17 protein-coding genes are annotated in these 20,266 nt (G+C 49.8%); 7 read left to right on the top strand and 10 right to left on the bottom strand.

All coding sequences use genetic code 11. From position 1 onward, the window contains the following. Together A1332_RS07610 and A1332_RS07605 are read left to right on the top strand one after the other, a co-directional pair. Nucleotides 1–2,820: efflux RND transporter permease subunit (locus A1332_RS07610; RefSeq protein ID WP_064007914.1), on the top strand; the 2,820-nt coding region annotated here is incomplete at its 5' end. Between the two features lie 94 nt (nucleotides 2,821–2,914). Next, the gene (locus tag A1332_RS07605; protein ID WP_064007911.1) at nucleotides 2,915–3,253 is read left to right on the top strand and encodes a hypothetical protein; all 339 of its coding nucleotides are present in this window, start codon (nucleotides 2,915–2,917) and stop codon (nucleotides 3,251–3,253) included. 504 nt (nucleotides 3,254–3,757) lie between these two features. Here A1332_RS07605 and mobI read toward each other — a convergent pair. Further along, entirely contained in the window at nucleotides 3,758–4,237 is a 480-nt protein-coding gene (gene mobI / locus A1332_RS07600; protein WP_064007910.1) for a conjugative transfer protein MobI(A/C), read from the bottom strand. Nucleotides 4,238–4,724: 487 nt separating this feature from the next. Between mobI and A1332_RS07595 the strand changes: the two genes are divergently transcribed. The 3 genes from A1332_RS07595 (at nucleotide 4,725) to A1332_RS07585 (ending at nucleotide 10,442) form a co-directional block, all read left to right on the top strand. Next, nucleotides 4,725–5,735 (top strand): conjugal transfer protein TraF, encoded by a 1,011-nt coding sequence (locus A1332_RS07595; RefSeq protein ID WP_064007913.1) that lies wholly within the window; start codon nucleotides 4,725–4,727, stop codon nucleotides 5,733–5,735. Beyond that, nucleotides 5,732–7,183: a conjugal transfer protein TraH gene (locus A1332_RS07590; protein ID WP_082879588.1), complete on the top strand. Its 1,452-nt coding sequence runs from the start codon at nucleotides 5,732–5,734 to the stop codon at nucleotides 7,181–7,183. The genes A1332_RS07595 and A1332_RS07590 overlap by 4 nt, the downstream gene beginning before the upstream one ends. 61 nt (nucleotides 7,184–7,244) lie before the next feature. Further along, complete coding sequence (locus A1332_RS07585) at nucleotides 7,245–10,442, top strand: conjugal transfer protein TraG N-terminal domain-containing protein (protein ID WP_064007909.1); 3,198 nt, start codon at nucleotides 7,245–7,247, stop codon at nucleotides 10,440–10,442. Here the strand turns inward: A1332_RS07585 and A1332_RS25245 are convergent. The 5 genes from A1332_RS25245 to A1332_RS07555 form a co-directional block, all read right to left on the bottom strand. Beyond that, complete coding sequence (locus A1332_RS25245) at nucleotides 10,436–11,053, bottom strand: hypothetical protein (RefSeq protein ID WP_157203968.1); 618 nt, start codon at nucleotides 11,051–11,053, stop codon at nucleotides 10,436–10,438. The genes A1332_RS07585 and A1332_RS25245 overlap by 7 nt on opposite strands. A 121-nt stretch (nucleotides 11,054–11,174) precedes the next feature. After that, a complete protein-coding gene (locus A1332_RS07575; protein ID WP_064007907.1) occupies nucleotides 11,175–11,663 on the bottom strand; it encodes a DUF3368 domain-containing protein in 489 nt (162 codons plus the stop codon). Between the two features lie 6 nt (nucleotides 11,664–11,669). After that, nucleotides 11,670–12,014, bottom strand: a complete 345-nt coding sequence (locus A1332_RS07570) for a UPF0175 family protein (protein ID WP_064007906.1) — start codon at nucleotides 12,012–12,014, stop codon at nucleotides 11,670–11,672. A gap of 693 nt (nucleotides 12,015–12,707) precedes the next feature. Then, entirely contained in the window at nucleotides 12,708–13,019 is a 312-nt protein-coding gene (locus A1332_RS07560; RefSeq protein ID WP_064007904.1) for a flagellar transcriptional regulator FlhD, read from the bottom strand. Nucleotides 13,020–13,037: 18 nt separating this feature from the next. Beyond that, complete coding sequence (locus A1332_RS07555; protein ID WP_020482759.1) at nucleotides 13,038–13,685, bottom strand: transglycosylase SLT domain-containing protein; 648 nt, start codon at nucleotides 13,683–13,685, stop codon at nucleotides 13,038–13,040. A gap of 269 nt (nucleotides 13,686–13,954) precedes the next feature. On the opposite strand from A1332_RS07555, the gene A1332_RS07550 reads away from it, so the two are divergent. Next, on the top strand, nucleotides 13,955–15,361 hold the full coding sequence (locus A1332_RS07550; protein WP_064007903.1) for a Fic family protein: 1,407 nt from the start codon (nucleotides 13,955–13,957) through the stop codon (nucleotides 15,359–15,361). A gap of 50 nt (nucleotides 15,362–15,411) precedes the next feature. Here A1332_RS07550 and A1332_RS07545 read toward each other — a convergent pair whose 3' ends face one another. The 4 genes from A1332_RS07545 to A1332_RS07530 all read right to left on the bottom strand — a co-directional run bounded on the left by A1332_RS07545 (nucleotide 15,412) and on the right by A1332_RS07530 (nucleotide 18,942). Then, entirely contained in the window at nucleotides 15,412–16,608 is a 1,197-nt protein-coding gene (locus A1332_RS07545; protein WP_064007902.1) for a tyrosine-type recombinase/integrase, read from the bottom strand. Between the two features lie 282 nt (nucleotides 16,609–16,890). Continuing rightward, a complete protein-coding gene (locus tag A1332_RS26285; RefSeq protein WP_269454647.1) occupies nucleotides 16,891–17,022 on the bottom strand; it encodes a hypothetical protein in 132 nt (43 codons plus the stop codon). An 812-nt stretch (nucleotides 17,023–17,834) separates the two neighbouring features. Beyond that, the gene (locus A1332_RS24695) at nucleotides 17,835–18,044 is read right to left on the bottom strand and encodes a hypothetical protein (RefSeq protein WP_082879590.1); all 210 of its coding nucleotides are present in this window, start codon (nucleotides 18,042–18,044) and stop codon (nucleotides 17,835–17,837) included. 172 nt (nucleotides 18,045–18,216) lie between these two features. Next, a complete protein-coding gene (locus A1332_RS07530; RefSeq protein WP_064007899.1) occupies nucleotides 18,217–18,942 on the bottom strand; it encodes a phosphate signaling complex PhoU family protein in 726 nt (241 codons plus the stop codon). 243 nt (nucleotides 18,943–19,185) lie between these two features. On the opposite strand from A1332_RS07530, the gene A1332_RS07525 reads away from it, so the two are divergent. Next, on the top strand, nucleotides 19,186–20,256 hold the full coding sequence (locus tag A1332_RS07525) for a GGDEF domain-containing protein (protein ID WP_231890240.1): 1,071 nt from the start codon (nucleotides 19,186–19,188) through the stop codon (nucleotides 20,254–20,256). Nucleotides 20,257–20,266 lie beyond the last annotated feature (10 nt).

The raw sequence follows: 20,266 nt of genomic DNA, 5'->3' as shown, positions 1-20,266 counted from the left end.
CTGGAATACCTCAACTATGTGAAAAATCGTCTGCCGCAAAGCGTCACGCCAGCGTTGGGGCCGGATGCCACCGGCGTTGGCTGGATTTACGAATATGCCTTGGTGGACAAGACCGGCAAGCATGATCTGGCTCAACTGCGTTCGATTCAGGACTGGTACTTACGCTATCCCTTACAGACCGTGCCCGGCGTTTCCGAGGTCGCCTCAGTCGGCGGTTACGTCAAACAATACCAGGTGGAAGTCGATCCCAACGCCCTGCAAGCCTATGACATTGCCTTGTCCACGGTGATGATGGCCATCAAACGCTCCAATAACGATGTCGGCGGACGTTTGCTGGAAGTCGGCGAAACCGAATATATGGTCAGAGGCCTGGGCTATATCAAATCCATCGCCGATCTGAATACCATACCGGTGGGAGTCGACGCCAACGGCACGCCGATACGCCTGCAGGATGTGGCGCATGTCCAGATTGGCCCGGAACTGCGGCGTGGAGTCACCGAACTCAACGGTGAAGGCGAAGTGGCCGGCGGCGTGGTGGTGATGCGTTTCGGCGAAAATGCCTTGGCGACCATCGAGGACGTGCGCAAAAAACTGGATGAACTCAAGAAAGGCCTGCCGGAAGGCGTGGAAATCGTCCCCGTCTACGATCGAGGCAGTTTGATCGAGCGAGCCGTGGATACCTTGAAAGAGGCGCTGAGCCAGGAGCTGATCATCGTCTGCGCCTTGGTGGCCTTGTTTTTACTGCATCTGCGCTCAGCCTTGGTGATTGTCATCACCTTGCCGCTGGGGATATTGATGGCCTTTATCGTGATGAAATGGCAAGGCATGAACGCCAACATCATGTCCTTGGGCGGCATCGCGCTGGCGATCGGCGACATGGTCGATGGCGGCGTGGTGATGGTCGAAAATGCCCATAAACACCTTGCCGAAGCAGCCGAGAAGAAGCAAGCCAAGCTGACTTCACAGGAACGTTGGCAAGCCATCGGCAACGCGTCGCGCGAAGTCGGCTCCGGTTTGTTTTCGTCCTTGCTGGTGATCACCGTGTCCTTCCTGCCCATTATCACCATGGAAGCGCAGGAAGGCCGTCTATTCAGCCCACTGGCGTACACCAAAACCTATGCAATGGCGGCCGCCGCGATCTTGACCATCACGCTGGTGCCGGTATTGATGGGGTATTTTGTGCGCGGCAAGATTATTCCCGAGCACAAAAATCCGATCAATCTCTTCCTGCATACCATCCATTCGCCAGTATTAAAGATGGCGATGCGCTGGCGGGGTGCGACGCTGATCGTGGCACTGCTGCTGATGGCTTCTACGCTCTATCCCTTATCCCAATTGGGCAGCGAATTCATGCCGCCGCTGGATGAAGGCGACATTTTATATATGCCCACCACCTTTCCAGGCATCTCCATCACCAAAGCCAAGGAAGTGTTGCAACAGACCGACAAGATCATCAAGACCTTTCCCGAGGTGCATAGTGTGTTCGGCAAGATCGGCAGGGCCGAAACCGCCACCGATGCCGCACCGTTGATGATGGTGGAAACCACCATACAACTCAAACCGCAAGACCAATGGCCCGATCCAAGCAAAACCACCCGGCAACTGATGGATGAGATGGACAAAGCCATTCATTTTCCCGGCTTGGCCAACGCCTGGACCATGCCCATCAAAACCCGGATAGACATGCTGTCTACCGGCATCAAGACCCCGGTGGGCATCAAGGTATCCGGTCCCGACCTGAACGTGCTGCAATCCCTGTCGTTGCAAATCGAACAAGCCATGAAAACCTTGCCGGACACGCTGTCGGCTTATGGCGACCGGGCAGTCGGCGGCTATTTCCTGGATTTCGACATCAACCGCGAAGCCGCCGCGCGTTACGGCTTGACGGTCGGCGATGTGCAGGACGTGATCCAAACCGCAATCGGCGGCATGAATATCACCGAAACCGTCGAAGGACTGGAGCGCTATCCGGTCAATCTGCGCTACCCGCGCGATCTGCGCGATAACCCGGAAGCCTTGCGGCGGGTTTTGATTCCCACTCCGACAGGCAGTCAGATTCCTTTGACGGCGGTGGCGGACATCAACTTCAATCGCGGCACGGATGTGATTAAAACCGAGGATGCGCGGCCCAATGCCTGGATTTATGTCGACCTAAAAACCTCCGATATCGGCGGTTATGTGGAGCAGGCGAAAAAGACCTTAACCGAAAAGGTCACACTGCCGGCCGGCTATACCGTCACCTGGTCGGGTCAATTCGAATACATGCAGCGTGCGGCGGAACGCTTGCGCATCGTGGTGCCCATCACCTTGCTGCTGATCTTTATCCTGCTGTACACCGCTTTTCGCAATATCACCGAGCCGGCCATCGTCATGTTGGCGATTCCGTTCAGTCTGATTGGCGGTATCTGGTTCGTGTATTGGCTGGATTTCAACCTGTCGATTGCCGTCTACGTCGGCTTCATCGCCCTGGCCGGTACGGCGGCCGAAACCGGAGTGATGGTGCTGAGTTTTATCGATATTGAAATCGACAAGTTGCGGGCGCAAAAACAGGCGCCACTGAGCGGCGAGGAAATCAGGGCGGCCAGCGAAGTGGCGACGGCGCTGCGGGTGCGGCCGGTAGCGATTACCTCGCTGGCCAATATCATAGGCCTGATGCCCATCATGTGGGCGACCGGCACCGGTGCGGATGTCACGCAACGCGTCGCCGCTCCGGCGTTTGGCGGTATGCTGACCGTATTGATATTGAGTCTTTTAGTGTTTCCGGTAATTTACAGTTTGGTGCTGCAACTCCAGGAGAGACGCAAACCACAAGAAGTCTAAGCATCGATCTAATGACTTTATTAAAAAAAAGGGGGCCACGATAACAAAATGAAAAACGATGTTTTTTAAGCCATTTATAACCTGGAGAAAACCCATGAAGACAAAATTACTGATTAGCTTGCTTTTAACCGCCGGTTTACTGGCTGCATGCAGCGAGATGAACCCGCACCCGATGGATATGAGTCAAGCCGTGCAAAGCGCGACGACCAAGGCCGATCATGAGGCGTTGGCAAAACATTACGAAGAGGCAGCGAAGGATCTACAGCTGAAAGTTGATGAACACAAAAAGCTGCTCAGCCAATACCAGTCAAAAAGCAACATTTACGGTAAACAGGCCGATAGTTTGATAGGCCATTGCCGAGTGCTGATCAATGCCTATGAAAAAGCTGCCGAAGCCAATCTGAGCATGGCAGCGATGCATCGTCAGATGTAAACCCATTCGTCGAACGGCAAGAACATGTATTGCCGAGACGTTGGAGATGGGCCGAGGCAACAAGGCCCATCTCTCATGTACCTCGTGAAACTTTGTGTTTTCATGACCGTCAGGTTACTGGTTGAGAACGAACTTTCAGAAAGTTGGATTTTCGATTTGGCGGCTGTCTCTTGTTGGCCGTGGTGACGCAGTTATTCCGTCAATTTTCTTGCCGAATACCTGACATTCGGCTGAGTCACCGGGTGCCTGAACTATTGAAATTGGATAGTTAGCCCGAAGGTCGGGTAATGGCCGATACTGTGAGTTCGTCTTACTCGATAGCTGACGTTTAATCAAGGTGCAAACCGAAGGAGCAAATCTGTTAAGGGTTGTCCGACGCCTGCCCACCAAGGTTTGTGGTCACAGGTTTATCATCAAATGATGAGAAGGCATCCGACAACCCTTAACAATCGGGGACCATGATGCTCTCTGGTTTATCGGGGCAAAGATTGTCATTTAGCCATCTCAACCGATGAATTTGTCATTGGCATAGATTACCTTGCAATAACGCTGCACCGCATCGCGAATTTTTCCCAGCCGATCGAGCTGTTGCCGGATATGGGCAAACTCGGTTTCAAGTTCTTCTACTAATTCCGCTTCCCAGGTGGGTTCGCCCTTCAGCAGGTTGCCAAGCGGATAACGATAGCCACGGCCTTTCTTAACGTACTGCGCAATGGGCTTGGTTTGACCGTTTTGTCGCAATGTGGCCATGCGGTACCACTCAATGCTGAATGCGCGTTGGTTTTCGCGGCAGCGGATGCGGACGCCGATTCGGCCCGATTCGCTTTTGCTGTGTTTCTGGCGCTGGCTTTTCATTTGGCGCCAATAATCATCGACCAATACTTTGCCTTGCGCCTGGAGATGATCGCACCGGGTTTCGACCCAATGCAGTATGTCTTGTTCGGTGAGCTTGGACTGAGCTTTGACAGATTCTTCGCTGGACATGAATTTTCCTATTACTTAACTGTAGGGATAGGCATGAACAATGCCTAACGGGATTTTCTGTTCATTGCGAGCCATGGAAAGCGCCTTAGTGCATAGGTTTTGCACCTTAAATGCCTACCGCAGTAGGCATTTCACTGTCATTTTCCCGATGGTTCATTTAGGCATTGCCTTGGCAAAATGGAGTGATTCATGCCTATCTAGGAAATAACTTCGGCTTTCAGGCCGATTGCCGTTGCCTCGTTTCCCTATTAGCGTAGGCAAATCGAAAGTCGATTTCCTGTTGGGATTTACGGGTCATCGCCCGTTCGCAATAACGCCAGCATTTTAGGCAACCGATATGGGATACCGATTGCAGTTGACGCCGAATTTGCGATCGTCTGCCGTTACGGTCGCGATCTGCGATCGCTTTCCGAACCATCTTGTAGCTGATGGCGTTTTCGTCGTCAGCTGCAAAAGTCGCTGGGAAAATCTGACGGACAATGGCGCGATGAACCGAAACGCCATTTCTTTACCGATCATCATGAGTTTGTGTCTCAGAGCCTCGCTGGCGATGGGTAAAGACGACGCGCCCGAGGTTTCCTATTTTGCCGACAAACAGCGCGGCTGGTTTTGGTATGAGGTGTTGTCGGAGCCGGTTAAAAAATCCCAACCCGAAACCCAAGCCGATCAGGAAAAGCCCAAGCCTGACAGTAAACCGCCCAGCGTCGTTAAAGCTGAAATTGAACCCAAAACTCAAGCCCATCCTTCTGCAGAACCCCAGCCACTGTCCTCCGCCTGGTTGAAGCAAAACCTGGAGCATTACCTGAACCAGGCGATCGACGATCCGAGTCCCGAGAATGTAGCGGCGTTTTACTATTTGCAGCGGGTCATGATGGATAAAGCCGAGCGTTTTACCAACGCGGCGCGTTACGTGGTGATGTCCGACCCGCAACTCGATGAAACCGTGCGCCGTCCGGTGGCCACCTATGCGGCGAATGAAGCGAATCATCAAGCCAGTGTGGTGGCTGAGCAGGCCTTGAAAGCAATTGCAGCGCAAGCCGGCATTTTGTTTTTCTTCCGGTCCGATTGCCCTTATTGCCATGTGCAGGCGCCGATTCTGGCCATGCTGGAAAACGCTTACGGTTTCAAAATATATCCCGTGTCGCTGGATGGTTTGCCGATGCCGAACGGCTTTTTCAGCCAGTTCAAACGGGATAACGGTCAGGCGGCGATGTTGGGCGTCGAACAAACCCCGGCGCTGTTCCTGATGAAACCGCCCAAGCAAATTGTGCCGTTGGCGCAAGGCGCGTTGTCGTTGGAAGAAGTCACCGGACGGATTCTGCTGGCCGCCAAGGAAGCCGGTTGGATCGATGCCTCGCAATACCAAACCACTCAGGGCATCCGTAACACACCGATGTTGTTACCGGCCGCCGGTAGCATCAGCCCTGCGGTCACTCAAGATCCACTGTCACTGATCCAGGCATTGCAACGCAGTGCGCAAAGGGGGAACACGCCATGACGTCGTTTACGTTTCGATTACGCTATCGTCAGATCGTAGTGTTGATTTTGTTGGTTGAAAGTGCCGTTCCAGCCTATGCCGACCTGCAACAGGAAATGGACAGCATGTTCGGCACCATGACCAACTTCACGGCGCCGACCGCGCATTTGGGACAGCGCCGCGGCGTGATTACCGGCGGCAGCTTAGTGGCGCGGAACGGCATCACCAACACCAATCTGGTGTCGTTTGTGCCGCCCTCGTTCAGCGCCGGCTGCGGCGGTATCGATTTGTTCGCCGGCAGTTTCAGTTTCATCAACTTCAACCAGTTCGTGCAATTGCTGCGCAATGTCGCCGCCAATGCCTCAGGCTATGCATTCCAACTCGCCGTCGGCGCGATGTGTCCCTGGTGTGCTTCGGTGATGACCGATCTGCAAAAGAAAATCCAGGAGATGAACCAGATGTTCAGCAACTCCTGCCGGTTGGCGCAGGGCTTGGTGAACGATACCGTCAAAGCCTTCGACCTGCAAAGCAAAACCAACTTGTCCAATGCCTCGTTTACCCAAGGCATTTCGGATGTCTTTTCCAGCTGGACCAATACCAGCACCCTGGGCGATCCGGTACAGCAGGTCAAACAGAACGACCAGACGGATATGACCAAGATCATCCAGGGTAATCTGGTGTGGCGGGCCTTGGTCAACCAAAACGCCGGCGGCTGGTTTCGGTTTGGTGGCAACAGTTTGCTGGAAGCGGCAATGAGTATTTCCGGTACGGTGATCGTCGATGCCCCGCAAGCCGCACCCGACGGCAAAGGCGAAAACAATGCTATCAGCGCGCCGCCACCAGTGTTGCGGATCAAGGATTTGATGTACGGCAACGACGCCGGCAACAGCTATCAAACCGTCAGGATTTATACTTGTAGCGATGGGCACGATGCCGATCAGTGCCTGAAACCCATCGTCCAGAACGTCAATCTGGTCGGCTTGAAACAGCGGGTGATGGAAATCTTGCTGGGTTCGGCCAATACCGGCAATGGCTTGATTTACAAATTCTCGACCAACAGCGGCCAAATCACCGACAGCGAAAAAGCCTTCATGCAAACCGTGCCGGATGCCATTGGCGGCATGATCCATAACCTGGCGAGGGAGGACGCCGGCATTGCCAAGCTGTGGGCCGAAGAAGCGGCACCGGTGATTGCCTTGGAATTGGCGCAGCTGATCGTTAACGATTTACTGAATGCCGTGCAAACCGCCGCGCACATGAACGACCACGCCTACGCCAAATTGCTGATGGATGCCTTGAAGGATGCAAGGGAGCAAATCCAGGATGAATACGTCACCATCGCCGGCCGTTATGGCAATCCGCAAACCTTGATGGCGTTTTACCAGCAATTGATGAATACCGTGAAGCCTAAACACTACGGCACCGTGGCGCAATTGCCCGCTACCGGGATGGCTTGGCCAAGTCCTTAAACGTTCATTCCACGTCCCCCATGATGGTTTTCTTCCTCGTTGTTTAAAAGGCAGGTCGTCCATGTTTGAAATCTTCTCCGTGGGCGATTCCGCCTATCTGCAAGCCGTACTGAATGCCATTGCGATGATTTCCGGTACCGGCGATTACCGCACAGCTGCGGCGGTCGGTGGTTTGATCGGTGTCATCATCGTCATGCTCCGGGCGCTGTTGCAATGGGATGGTCGTGGCATTCGTTATCAGGATTTGTTGCTGGCGTATGTGTTGTGGCTGATGCTGTATGCGCCGTCGGTGCGGGTGTCGATCGAGGATGCTTATACGGGCAGCGTGGTAGTGGTCGACAACGTACCGTTGGGGCCGGCGGTCGTAGGCAGCGTGATGTCGAACATGGGTTATCGTACGACACGGTTATTCGAACAAGGCTTTGGCACGCCGTCCATGACAGGCAATGGCTTTGCCGACAGTTTGCAGACTTTGACGGCAGTACGAAAAAATCTATTGTCGCGGGTGAATTTAGGCGCGGCCAACGTGCCGAATGCCGGCAGCGACATGGAAACTTCGTTTGCGAATTATGTGCGCGAATGCACGTTGACCGGTGTCGACCTGAACCAGAAATCGGTGGATGCCATTTTGCGTGATGCCGATCCGTTGAATGCGATCAGGTTTGATTCCGACATCTACATGACCCAAATCTATGTCGGCGGCCAACCGCAAACCAAAACCTGCGCGGATGCCTGGGCGGATTTGAGCGTGGTGGCCACCGGTAATTTTGCGACGGCGCTGGAAGGCTTGTTGCAACCGAGCTTGGCCGTACCAGCGGCAGCCGACACGGTACCGAAAATCCAGGATGCCTTCGACGCGCTGGCGGGACCCGGTGTGGTCGATGCCGCCGATTACATGCTAATGTCGGCCATCATGCCAATGTTCGAAAAAGGCGTGATCGGCCGGCATGAAGACGGCTTACACTGGAACAAAGCAGCGATGGTCGAGCAAGCCATCCAGCAACGTAATACCCAATGGGCCGCCGAACAAACCCTGTTTGCCAAGATCGTCCGACCGATGATGGCGTTTATCGAAGGCTTGAGTTACGCCATCGCACCGATCATGGCCTTCGTAGTGATGCTGGGCAATGTCGGCATCCGGATGAATATCGGCTACTTCTCGATGCTGCTCTGGATCCAGTTGTGGATGCCGATACTGGCGGTGATCAATCTATTCATCCAGATGTCGGCCGCCGGCAAAATGGCGGCGCTGACCACGGCCACCTACAATCTGCCGTCGATGATGGGCATTTACCAATTGGATATGGAATTGCAGCAGTGGTTATCCATTGGCGGCATGTTGGCGGCGTCGACGCCAGCCATTACCTTGATGCTGATTTATCGGGGGGCAGTTACTGCCACCCATTTCCTGGGACGCATGGACGGCGGCGATTATGTAAACGAAAAAATCGCCACGCCCGACGTGATCAGTCCGGCGCCGGTATTGAATGCACAGGCGCAACATCAATACAGTCCGTTATCGGCGGTCACGCAAACCGGCGTTGACAAGGTGCTGCCCACCTTTACTGCCGGCAAGGACATGAGTGCGGCGGTATCGTCGGCGTACAGCGCTTCGGAACAGGCGACCAGCAGTTTCATGAACAGCGTGTCGTCAACCGCGTCGAAGTCGGCGAGTATCACCAGTGATGCATTTGATAGCCGTTCGCTGGGTAATCAGATTGCCAGTAGTTCCAGTTATACCGATGCCTATAACCGTCAGTTCGGAGAGGCCTTTGCCAAGAAGCATGCAGACACCGGCATTTCCGCGGATCAGTTCTCGGCACTGGTTGCCGGCAGCGCCAATGCCGGCGCCAAACTTGGTAACGATCAATTGAGCGGCGTACTCTCCGGTCGACTGCAAAATGACTTCAAGGTCAGCCAGGATAAATCCGATGCCGTTGCCGCCGACATCAGTCAAACTGTTAACGACAGTCAGGGCTATCAGGCTGGGTTGGCGAAAAGCCTGGCAATGGATGCGCAAACCGGCACCCGAAACGTCGCCTCAATGGGACTGCAAAATCAATCGTTGTCCTCACTGCAACACAGCGCAACGGATGCGGTATCCGCCAGTGAATCCTATCAGCAAACCCTATCAGCTCAACAACGCTTCGGGACGCAAGCCAGTTTCGGCGCGGCGGAAACCGGTTACAAGATCGCTCATGACAACACGTTGATGGAGCGCCTGGATCAAACCCTCGATCAGTATGGGCTGCGTGGTGATACCCAACGACTGGCGTCGCAGTGGAAAGTCGCCGGTTGGATTAGCGATGCCGATCAAGCCTATGCCGCCGCTGGGATGTCGTTATTGACCGGCTTTTCGTCACCCAGTTACCGTACACTGGATGATCAACAGTCGCAGCAAGCGCAAATCTCGGGTTACCAACTGCTTGGCGATACCTTTAATGCGCCACAAGCTGATCAAAGCTGGAATGCCAGCCAGAACGAATCCCTGAAGTCCAATGCACCGGAAACAGGCAAGGTTCGGGCATCAGTCGAACAGGCTCAGCTTAAAGACCCACGCGTTGAAACCGAATCGCTAAATCAACGAGCACAAATACAGATTCACTCTGCAGCGGGGAGAATTGCCGGCGGTGAAGCAAGTATCGAAGCGCAACATGATCGCAATCTGGCAGAGCGTGAACAAAATTCAAGTGAAGGGTTTGGGCAATTGGCGAATGTCAAAGCAGCTCACTTTAGGCAATCAATTGCCGCAACTGCCAATGACATGCCTTCTGCCGCAGAGTTGTCTTACAACTACATTGGTGGTGGGGTCTACAGTACTGCTAAAAATCTTGAAGCAATGGGTGCTGCTGGGCAGGAGTACTTGAAGCAATTCAATAATAGTTATGATGAAGCGCGGTCAAGAGGCGCTGAAAAATGGGATGCTTTTAAACACGCAGCATCCCAGTCCTATCCTGGATTTGCTCAAGCTACGCAAGCCTGGGCTGATCAAAGAGTCAATGAAGTTGCCGACAAGCTGACATCGAGTCAACAAGCTTATTATCGCGCTGCTATGTTTGAAGCCTTTGATGGGATCGCTGTGAGTAGTGAAAACACTGGTGGATTGGGAGAGGCGAAGCAGCGGATGATAAATGAAGAAGGTGAAAATGATGGCAATAATATCGCTAACTTATTGAGAAGTGCTGCTGGGCAAAACAGACAGGATCTGATTGACCAGATAGGACAATATAATCGAGCCCGTGGGCTGATCAATTATTGAAACGTGGATTTTACTGGTTTTTTCCGAGCTAGGATAAAGGCAGCAACAAAACCACGAGCAATAATCATAAAGAAAAATAGAGCGACATAGCCAGCTACCGATGGATACTCATGGGTAATAAACATCGAAACTAGTACCAATATCGCCCAATAATAATTACTTCGATGAAAAAACTTGGCCGCCGTACGCTCAATTCCCTGAAATACTAATTCAGCCAATGTCATGGCAAGAAAGAACGCAGTCCCAAATGCTGCAAACAAACTGACGTTATCTGAGAGGTTTCCCCAGTCAGCAACAAACCATAGCGCTACAAGACATATCGTTATGGTTACCAGTTTTTGAAGAACTGAAAAGGAAAGAACATCTGAGTATCTGGATTGGATAAATCGTGTAAAACCTGATGGGAACGATGCAAAAGTGCTTCCGCAAAATGGGCAAATCGATTTTGTTGGTTGTCCGTAATAGGTAATGACGCGCGGCACCATGATCCGGTGGCATTCAGGACAATCCACCGTTGCATGATGGCCATTAAACATCGAGTGATTTGACCGGGTTTGAATCGACTGGCTGGGTCGTTTGAACCGATCTGAGAGTGATGACTGTGTCGGCATAGTGTTCTCCATGCTTAAAACGTTTTGATAATCCTACCGCGAATGAACTAACACTCCAAGTCGGTTTTAAATCAAAGCCATTTTCATAAGGCAAAGAAAATTAGCCTGCATATCGATTCGATTACTCGCCGACACTCGCCAGAATTTTGTTGATTACCGTAGCCGAAATTCGAAAATCCGAACGGTGCAGGACTTCAAAAGCGGCTCGAGCCGACACAATCAAACCTCGTTTCTTGGCTAAGCCAATGACGGCGGCCGTACCGACGACCTGCAGTTGATATTCTTTGGCCACAGCCCGGCCGGCACGTTCGTCCATGATCAGCAAATAGTTTTCGGGTGACGATAGTGAGATGTTGATGCAATCCGTTTCACCAGCGTCCAGATCAATGTCTAAACAAGGTGTAATGGATTCATGCCATACCGTTAACCAACCTGAATCGAATGCGTGAGCCAGCGATTGTTCACCCGGTGCCGATTTGCCGGGTAAAACTTCTTGTTTAACCGATTCGGGTACGAAAACCTGGCCAAATAACTGGGGCAGCCAGATTAAACCCTCCACCAACGCCAGTCCGATCAATGGACTGGCATCGACAATCACTTGTTTGACCATCAGCGTTCAGGCTTGGTTTAGCCACTGGTCCAGGGTATCCAAATCGTCCTCAACTTCGTCGGCCGTTTGATCGATGACGGGAATGCCCAGACGCGAGACGTGTGTAATAAAACTGGCCAAAGGGATGTCGGCCAGTTTGGCGGATCGGGCAAGTGACAAGTTACCGTCTTTAAAAAGGGCAGTTGCCAAGGCTTTGCGCACACCCGGCATACCAATGATTTTGGCGGATTTGAGGCCAACCATCACGGCATCCGGTTCGTTTCTATTCATGACCAGAACCATATCCTCGTGAGCCATACGCAACGCTTCGCTAGGGTTGTTCTTTAGACCGCTGACATTCACTGTTTTCATAGCCTGATTTCATAGGAAGATTGAATGGGTGGATTATAGTCCTCTGAATTGAAATGGGTGCATAAAGTTATCTCCCTGGATGATGAGCTGCCCGGATAATGAATCGCCCCCAATGCGGCCACGACAACGCTGTTTTTAGGATCAATTCTTAGGTAATCATTCTGGTCTTAGGGATTTGGTTTAGCACGCACATTTGACAGATCTGCTGGTATTTGCAGCCATGAATGATTAGATAGGGCGTATGGCAGGTCGTACAGTAAGGCAATTCGGCAAGTCCGTCTCTCAGTGCTTCGGTGATAATCCAGGCTTCATCGAAATTTGCTGGCCGTATGCGGCCAAACGGTCGGCGTTCTTGGATATGGCTTGGATAGAATGCACAAAAAGTATCCCAGGCAAACACTAGGGCGTTTAGGTCCATTTCGGCGGAGATAGCACTTGAGCAAGCGCTTCGATAGATTGATGCAAATAGCGCCATGTAAAGAAACGACTCACGTGACTGTGGCATTGCTAGGATGCTAGGGACTAGGCCAGCGACCGGACTTTCTCCGTGTAGGGAAAAGTAGAGATTACATAAGTCTTTCTGTCGAAGGGTTTTGATGACCCGGCCGGCAAATTTTGTGCGTAATCTTCGTTTCAGCAATTGATAAGCCCAATACTGATCTTTAAGCCGAGTAGCAAATGGGCAATGGTTGCTCATGACTCAGGTGGGTGGGCAGACAAGAGCATCAGAAGGTCGATGGTTCGTGCGTCGAGTGCATTGGGATCTTCATTTTTTTCGACGTTTAGAAATTTGCTCCATTTATGAGGATTGAAACGGGGGACAAAGGTCAGGCAATCACTTCTAGCCAAGCTTTTTAATTGTGCGAGTGGCATCTTTCGGAGTAACGAAACCGCTTCGGTCGTTAAGCCTAAGCAGAACATGGCTTTCTGTTCGCTGCCGGAAAAAATTAAGGATTGAGCGACAATGAGGTAGTCGAGATTGAGTTTGTAGAGATTCTCATCCATTCTGCAATCCTCGATTGGCTAAAGAATTGCGCGAATTTGATTTGCCAGGGCAATAACTTTCCGTCCGTACTGGATGGCTGCCGGCTCATTTTTCCAACTGAAATATCGGCCTATGCCATGTGCAAGATTGCCAGGCACTGATTGGATGGCCTCGGAGAGTACACTTGCACCGATTTCGAGATTGGTGCTTGGTATCAAGAGTTGCTCTGGTTTCGCAACACGGTGGCCATGCCACCGAAGATTGACTTGCATCATGCCAACGTCGATATTGCGTTTACCTTGATCCATCAATTGATTGAGCAATGCTTCGGCTTCCTGCTGGCTGCCAGGAATATAGGCGTTGCCAGCGTTATTGATGGCCCAGGGCGAGGGTATGACTTTATTCTGGTCATCGTTTTTTCGCGATTCGGTGAGCGCAACGGCATAGAGAATATAGGGGTCAATGCCATGTCTCCGAGCAACTTGGCCCCACAGCGTGTTCCGTAATGTGGTTTTTGAACCAGGAGACTGTTGGTTGCTGCTGTTTATTTGAATGGCTCCATTAGCCATTGATTCCATTGGTTGGCTGATGATGCAAAAGCCGACAATCATGCCAATCCGAAAATGCTTAACAACATTTTGAAATGGAAACTGAAGCTTAAGATTTTTTGAAGGAATATTGCACATCGCAAGCTCGCCGTAATGGTCTTGATGCGAGTTTACGACGTTGCCAAAAATTCTATACGCTGGAAAAACCGATCTTTTCGTGGTTTTTCGCTGGTCCTCTGAATTTGGCCTTGCTTGATCTTGCGGTCGGTACGGAGCGTGATGACTGGAGCGGACTGAAGTTGGATTAAGTTTAAATGTGCAACCAGGATGTTTTTATGGCGCGATTTTTGGTTTAATGACATATTAAATGGCGCATTAAAACTAATCGCGACACCAAAAATCAAATCATGCCAAAAATAGTCCCATCAGAAGAGCTGGAACGAATCGAAAAGCTGATTGCTCAATATCCCGAAGGTATTGGCGCGAAAGACATTGCGCAATGGCTAGATTTCGAAATTAAGGGCCGCACTTTACAACGTCGATTGGCCACATTAGTGGCAGAGCGTCGCATTGTTAGCGAAGGCGATGGACGAGCACTGAAGTATAAAGTCGTAAAGCCTGGTACGGGTATCGCCACAGTTGATGGTGTGGATGACTCAAACCGGCATGGCGTTGACGAAGTTTACATTCCCATTTCGCTTGAAGGCGAAGAGATCAAGTTCTTTATTCGTCAACCACGAACTCAAAGGCCTCCCGTCAGCTACCAACCGGATTTCCTGGGGCAGTACTATCCAAACCACACCTATTACTTATCAGCTGGTTTACGCGAACAATTACATACCTTGGGCAGGTCGCCGTCTGAGCAAACCCCGGCAGGAACGTTTGCCCGTGACATTCTGAATCGCCTGCTCATCGACCTTTCTTGGGCTTCTTCCCGCTTGGAAGGCAATACCTACAGTCGACTGGATACTGAACGCTTGATTGAGTTCGGTCAGGCGGCTGAAGGCAAGGATGTCATGGAAACCCAGATGATCCTCAATCACAAGTCGGCCATTGAATATTTGGTGCGGGATACCGAGCATGCCGGCGTTACGGCCGAAACCATTGTTGCCTTACATGCTTTTTTATCGGATGGTTTGTTGGCGGACCCGATGAGTTGTGGTCGCCTGCGTAATCGGGCGGTCGATATTGGGGGTAGTGTATATTTGCCTATTGCGATGCCGCAACGGATTGAAGAGTTGTTCGGGATTGTCATGACTATGGCGGCGGAAATCGCCGATCCGTTTGAACAATCGTTTTTCCTGATGGTGCATTTGCCCTACTTGCAGCCTTTCGAAGACGTCAACAAACGGGTTTCGCGGTTGGCGGCCAATATCCCGCTGATTCAACACAATCTTTGTCCACTGTCCTTTATCGATGTGCCTCAACAGGCTTACGTGGACGCGGTCCTCGGTGTCTATGAGCTGAATCGAATTGAATTGTTGAGAGATGTCTATATTTGGGCTTACGAGCGTTCATGTCAGCAATACGTCGCCGTGCAACAGCAGCTCGTGCCGCCGGACATCGTTAGATTACGTTACCGAAACGAACTGGCCGAGGTTATAAGAGCCATTGTCCGGGATGGACTGGCGACAGATGCAGCATCAATCTTGGCAGGCATTCCAAATTCTGTGTCCCAGGAAGACAAGCAGAAATTCATTATTTTGATACAAAACGAACTCAAAACGTTACATGCAGGAAATGCTATCCGTTTCGGCTTGCGTCCTCTGGAGTTTTCGGTATGGCAGGAAAAAGGAATAAAACTCATTGATTGAATTAAATCAAAAAATAATTAATGGCTAATTTATTGTCGATCTAATAAAAATCAACTGAACGTATTTTTGTGAGTATTCAACTCGATTAAGTGATTTTCCCATTTTAATAAAGCGCTTCGTTTTTCTTGTAGATAATCATATCTATCATAATGTTTTGAGCTTACGTCATTTAGAGCATGATTTTGTATCCTATCTCTAATGCTTTTTTCTATGCCAATTTCTCCCATACGAGTTTTTACTGTTCTTCTTAAATCTCTCGGTGTAAAAGTATCTATGCTGTTTATTCGAGTTATTGCGTGCGCCAAAGATGTTTTGTGTATCGGTTTTTCTTCATTATATCGGCTTGGAAAAAGATAGTCAGAGTTTCCAGAATATGGCCATAATTCATTAAGTAATTTTTTAGCCAACGGAGTAATAGGCAATATCAGCCAGCGTTCGTTTTTCACGCGTTCTGGTGGGGCGCTCCAAATCATGGCTTCAAAATCAAACTCATGTTTCATTGCGCCGCAGAGCTCCCAAGAACGGCAGCCATATAGTAGCAGTAGTTTTGTGGCTAGATGGAATTGCTCATGAAGGCATGTTTCGTTCCAAAGCACTTTGATTTCTGAAAATGATAATGCTCTTTCTCCTGCAACTTCGGCACTGGTATCCTTTGGAATTGCATCAACCGGGTTAGCTTGTATTTGAAAGGTAAAATCATTTGATAGGTTTTTGGGGTCGTTATCATGATAAACCCCTAATTCAAATGCTCTTCTTAAGTAAGATCGAATTCGATTAGCCTGAACATTCGAGCCTCGCGTAATAATTGTGTAAAGTATTTTCCTTATATGCGCTGGCGTTACGTCCTTGGCTTGTAAGTCTAAAATGTCTTTACAGTTGTAATGAAGATCGGCTTCGACTTTTTCAAAAGTTCGTTTTCCTGAATCAACCATGTGCTTGATGTAGTAATCAAACAAATCAGCTACGCTGCCAAGTCTCAGTTCAATGCGAGATTGTGGGTCAACTCCGCGATCGATCTCCCGTCTCAGTTCACGACACCTATCTCTTGCCTCAGATAGACTAATCGATGGATACCGGCCCAGGCTTGCGAATTTTTGTTTACCATCTGGACCTGCATACTGAATAAAAAAGGTTACGCTTCCAGCTGGCGTCACTTTGACGCCAAAGCCTTTATCGGGCCCTTTTTCATAAAGTCTATATGCCGACGGTTTTGCCTTAAGTCCTTTGATCGATTTGTCAGTAAACATAATTTCGTGGTCACTTTGTGGTCACTTGAATTCCGCAACATAAGGTCACAGAATGAAACAACCATAAACGGAAGATGTTATAAAGTTCAATATAATCGGGCATTTAGGAATGTTCTGCAACCTGCAGAAATACGTGGTAACATGGTCTTTAGCGACTGTTAATCACTAGGTCGGCGGTTCGAGCCCGTCCGGGGGAGCCAAATAAATTAAGGCCTCACATGCAAATGTGGGGCTTTTTTTTGCCTGAATGGGGGCCTCCGGGTCGGTATTGGGGCAAAATTATCACCTTCCCGTCAATAACCCCCCGCCAGTGTTATTTGAATCTTCTTTAGATTTCTTGATAGCCTTCTTTTCTTTCTGAGTGTGGGCTGGTTTCTTCTTGTCTTCTTTATTGCTTTTTGGGGACTTACTCATGGCATTCTCTCCGAGTGATGACTGATACCGATCCAGACTAGAGATTTTTTTTGTCGAAGTCGGTGCGCTGGAGTACTTAGGCACATATATCGCGCAGGTTTTTCCGCTGTTATTTATAGTCGGCCCCCCCAACAAACAAATCGCTGAGGGCATTTTGTCACATTGATGTCATAGGGCATTTGTAAGCTAAAGCTTCAAACAAGTGAAAATATGAGTCAGGAAAATGAGCGAATTTTTCTATAAGAAGCCGACAGAGCTTTTGGAGATTGAACGGGTGATAAACGATTTGATGGAAGACCTAACCCATCCGCTAAATAACAACCGACATCCCTACCATCGAGATAGTGTTCAGGCATTTAACGATTTGATGGCATATGCTGACAGTATTCGCCAACACACCGGGTTTCTTACCAGAACGTTCTAAGCGCACCGGTTGAACATTGACTGTGTCAGGTTGAATAGAAATTTGCCGCCTTACGCACCTGGATTAGGCTGCTCTGCTGGCAAACAAGACGATGTTACGGGTGCCCGACTGAGGCCATTCTTTAAAGTCGATGGGTAACTCTAACAAGGGCCCCGTCATGCAAGACTTTAACGATCCATCTATCGCAACGTACAGCCGCTTATTGTGCTTAGATGATTTGATTTGGTGATCTAAGTATGAGGGTTTAATGTCCATTACTGCCGTGTAGGGGAATTGAGCGAGCTTTTACTTTATAGAGCGTTTCTTAAAGTTGTCTTAAGAAAGATTGCAGTTATTAGATGGTTATGCCATCTATCAAGAAATAGCTTTTATAAAATGCGGTAACCACTCAAACGGTTCTATCGAATTTGCTGACAAAACTGACTTGGAAGTTTTGCTGAGTGATGCCGGATGCAATATGTTTGCTATGGCGAATGTATGAATCGTAAATGCCTTGGCCATCGTGGGATTGCATATTACGGTAGCCGTCGTATCCCTTCGGCGCCAAGAAGGCGTGATTAATCTGCTGCGTCAGGGTCATCTGTTTTTTTAGGGACATGGCCGTTTCCTGGTGATTTAAAGCGCAAGAGATTACATCTTTATTGTCCGATAATCTGTGATTAGTGTCCGGAATTGGTGATGCGGTTTTGCTGAAAGAATGATTAGGCATCATTCATGCACCATCAGTCCGATAAGGGTGGGCATAAGCTCCCATAACGCTTTGTCGGAAATTAGTCCAAGGTTTTGGTTTTTAAGCGGTCTTTATGGCGTATATCATGGCCATCAATCATGAAAATACAATACTCGGCCAAGTTTTTACAATGATTTCGACATGATTCAAGGGAGTTCAGTATTTGCAAGATGGTTAATCCCGGTCCGACTTGACGTGGATTCTGATTGATAAAACCGAGTTGATGCCGGATCGCTTCCAGTATGGCATTCTCGCAGTCCGCACTACTTTTCAGTAATCCGTAAGCGTTGTTGGAGTCCTGGCTGTTCAATACAATCACCAATTTGTCCAGTGCTATGCGGATGCCATGGCTTATTTTTACAATATCCCTGACCAATTGCGCATTGGGTACGCCGCTACGGGGCTCATAAAGAGTCAGAATCAATTTGCCGATTTTTCGCGTTTCATTCGTGAAGTAGAGCATGGTTCCGGAAATTTTAGAGATCGACAAAACCGCCCTCAAGTCCCGAGCTACCGGATTCTCCTGGGCGAGTAAGCGCAAAATAGTTTGATGGATTTGACTCTCGTTTTCTCGAATCTCTTTGTTCAGGGCGATAACCTCAAGCGCTGATTCCAGATTAGCCTCATCCATGGCTTCCATGAGCAACTCCCATTGCTCCAAAATTAATTTGAGCATTTCCACGCTAGAGTCATGTAGCTGACCAAGCTCGTCGTCATAGTGTTTCAGGATATGGGGCATTGCTAAGACATTATTTTCAGGTTTCATCGTAGGTACCTTATTCGCCGGGAGCGCTTCCGAATATTTCCCCCATCAAGCGTTACCAGTCTACTCGCCGGCGTATTGCTGAAACCACAGGGCGATCTTTTTTAGGAGCGCTAAACGAGGTCATATTACTGTAACTTGGTAAATATATCGTTAGCTAAGCTGCGCAACGACTTTAAGTAGAGTTTTGCGGTCTTCGCCTTCATTGCATTAATTCACTTGATAACGATGTTTTTGCCAGACAAGATGTTCGACGCAAATGTTAAGGTCACGGGGTTACCGATGCAGGCGGTAAGAAAGGTGGTCGATGCCGAGGCACCATCGGTTCGACGCCTGTTGCACTATGTGGAGCCCGTCGTTACCCAAGAGCGCTGTATCGATGTGCTGGACCGTTTTGTTCAGGATAAAGAGTTACTGGCCGTAGCGGTGGTTGATCATCAGCGTACCCCGGTTGGCATCGTGGATCGCGCGCTGATCAGTGAAATTTTTCTCAAGCCGTTTTCCCGCGATTTGTTACATAACAAACGCGTCGTCGAGATTATGGATGCCAAACCGATTATCGTCGATATTAACGCGGGCATTGATGACGTGGCCCAGATCATTATCGACGCCGGTATGCGGCATATGGTCAATGGCTTCATCATACTGGAGAAAGACGTCTATGTCGGAATGGCCACCGGCCATGCGCTCTTAGAAGATATTACGCATCGTCGGCAGCACGATCTGTACGTACTCGCTCATTACGACCAATTAACCGGTTTGCCGAATCGCTTGTTATTTAATGATCGCTTGGAGCAAGGCTGCCGCAATTCGCAGCGTAACCACAAAATGTTGGGTCTGGTTTTCGTTGATCTTGATCGATTTAAATATATCAACGACACGATGGGGCACAGCTTTGGCGATAGGTTATTGCTGGAAGTTGCCGAGCGATTATCGGCCAGTGTCCGTCGTAGCGACACGGTCGCCAGATTGGGGGGAGACGAATTTGTGCTTATTTTGCAAAATCTGGAAAGCGAAGCGGATGCCACTATCGTGCTGACTGGGATTGTCGACAAACTTCGGGAACCGATGCCCATTTTTGAACGTGAAATACAGATCACCGCCAGTTTAGGCATGGCGTTTTTTCCGAACCATGATCAAACCATCGATGGCTTGATTCGTAAAGCCGATGCGGCAATGTACGAAGTGAAAGAGCGCGGGCGTAATGCATTCCGGATTTACAACGCCAACATGGATCACGGCAAAATCGAGCGCATGAGTTTGGAGACTCAGCTGCGCATGGCGCTAAACAATGGCGAATTATCGCTGGAGAAATAGTCAAATCTGG

Origin of the sequence: Methylomonas methanica (assembly GCF_001644035.1) — a bacterium.
GTDB classification, from domain to species: Bacteria; Pseudomonadota; Gammaproteobacteria; order Methylococcales; family Methylomonadaceae; genus Methylomonas; species Methylomonas methanica_A.
Note: the sequence above shows the minus strand (reverse complement) of the source record. Positions and strands in the feature narration are given on the sequence as shown.

Excerpts from the sequence above, each read along its gene's own strand:
- A1332_RS07575 (WP_064007907.1), bottom strand. The coding sequence starts at position 11,663 with ATGGTCAAACAAGTGATTGTCGATGCCAGTCCATTGATCGGACTGGCG.
- A1332_RS07590 (WP_082879588.1), top strand. The coding sequence starts at position 5,732 with ATGACGTCGTTTACGTTTCGATTACGCTATCGTCAGATCGTAGTGTTG.
- A1332_RS07545 (WP_064007902.1), bottom strand. The coding sequence starts at position 16,608 with ATGTTTACTGACAAATCGATCAAAGGACTTAAGGCAAAACCGTCGGCA.
- A1332_RS07550 (WP_064007903.1), top strand. The coding sequence starts at position 13,955 with ATGCCAAAAATAGTCCCATCAGAAGAGCTGGAACGAATCGAAAAGCTG.
- A1332_RS07605 (WP_064007911.1), top strand. The coding sequence starts at position 2,915 with ATGAAGACAAAATTACTGATTAGCTTGCTTTTAACCGCCGGTTTACTG.
- A1332_RS07595 (WP_064007913.1), top strand. The coding sequence starts at position 4,725 with ATGAACCGAAACGCCATTTCTTTACCGATCATCATGAGTTTGTGTCTC.
- A1332_RS26285 (WP_269454647.1), bottom strand. The coding sequence starts at position 17,022 with ATGAGTAAGTCCCCAAAAAGCAATAAAGAAGACAAGAAGAAACCAGCC.
- A1332_RS25245 (WP_157203968.1), bottom strand. The coding sequence starts at position 11,053 with ATGCCGACACAGTCATCACTCTCAGATCGGTTCAAACGACCCAGCCAG.
- A1332_RS07585 (WP_064007909.1), top strand. The coding sequence starts at position 7,245 with ATGTTTGAAATCTTCTCCGTGGGCGATTCCGCCTATCTGCAAGCCGTA.
- A1332_RS07570 (WP_064007906.1), bottom strand. The coding sequence starts at position 12,014 with ATGAAAACAGTGAATGTCAGCGGTCTAAAGAACAACCCTAGCGAAGCG.
- mobI (WP_064007910.1), bottom strand. The coding sequence starts at position 4,237 with ATGTCCAGCGAAGAATCTGTCAAAGCTCAGTCCAAGCTCACCGAACAA.
- A1332_RS07525 (WP_231890240.1), top strand. The coding sequence starts at position 19,186 with ATGTTCGACGCAAATGTTAAGGTCACGGGGTTACCGATGCAGGCGGTA.
- A1332_RS07530 (WP_064007899.1), bottom strand. The coding sequence starts at position 18,942 with ATGAAACCTGAAAATAATGTCTTAGCAATGCCCCATATCCTGAAACAC.
- A1332_RS07555 (WP_020482759.1), bottom strand. The coding sequence starts at position 13,685 with ATGTGCAATATTCCTTCAAAAAATCTTAAGCTTCAGTTTCCATTTCAA.
- A1332_RS24695 (WP_082879590.1), bottom strand. The coding sequence starts at position 18,044 with ATGTCCCTAAAAAAACAGATGACCCTGACGCAGCAGATTAATCACGCC.
- A1332_RS07560 (WP_064007904.1), bottom strand. The coding sequence starts at position 13,019 with ATGGATGAGAATCTCTACAAACTCAATCTCGACTACCTCATTGTCGCT.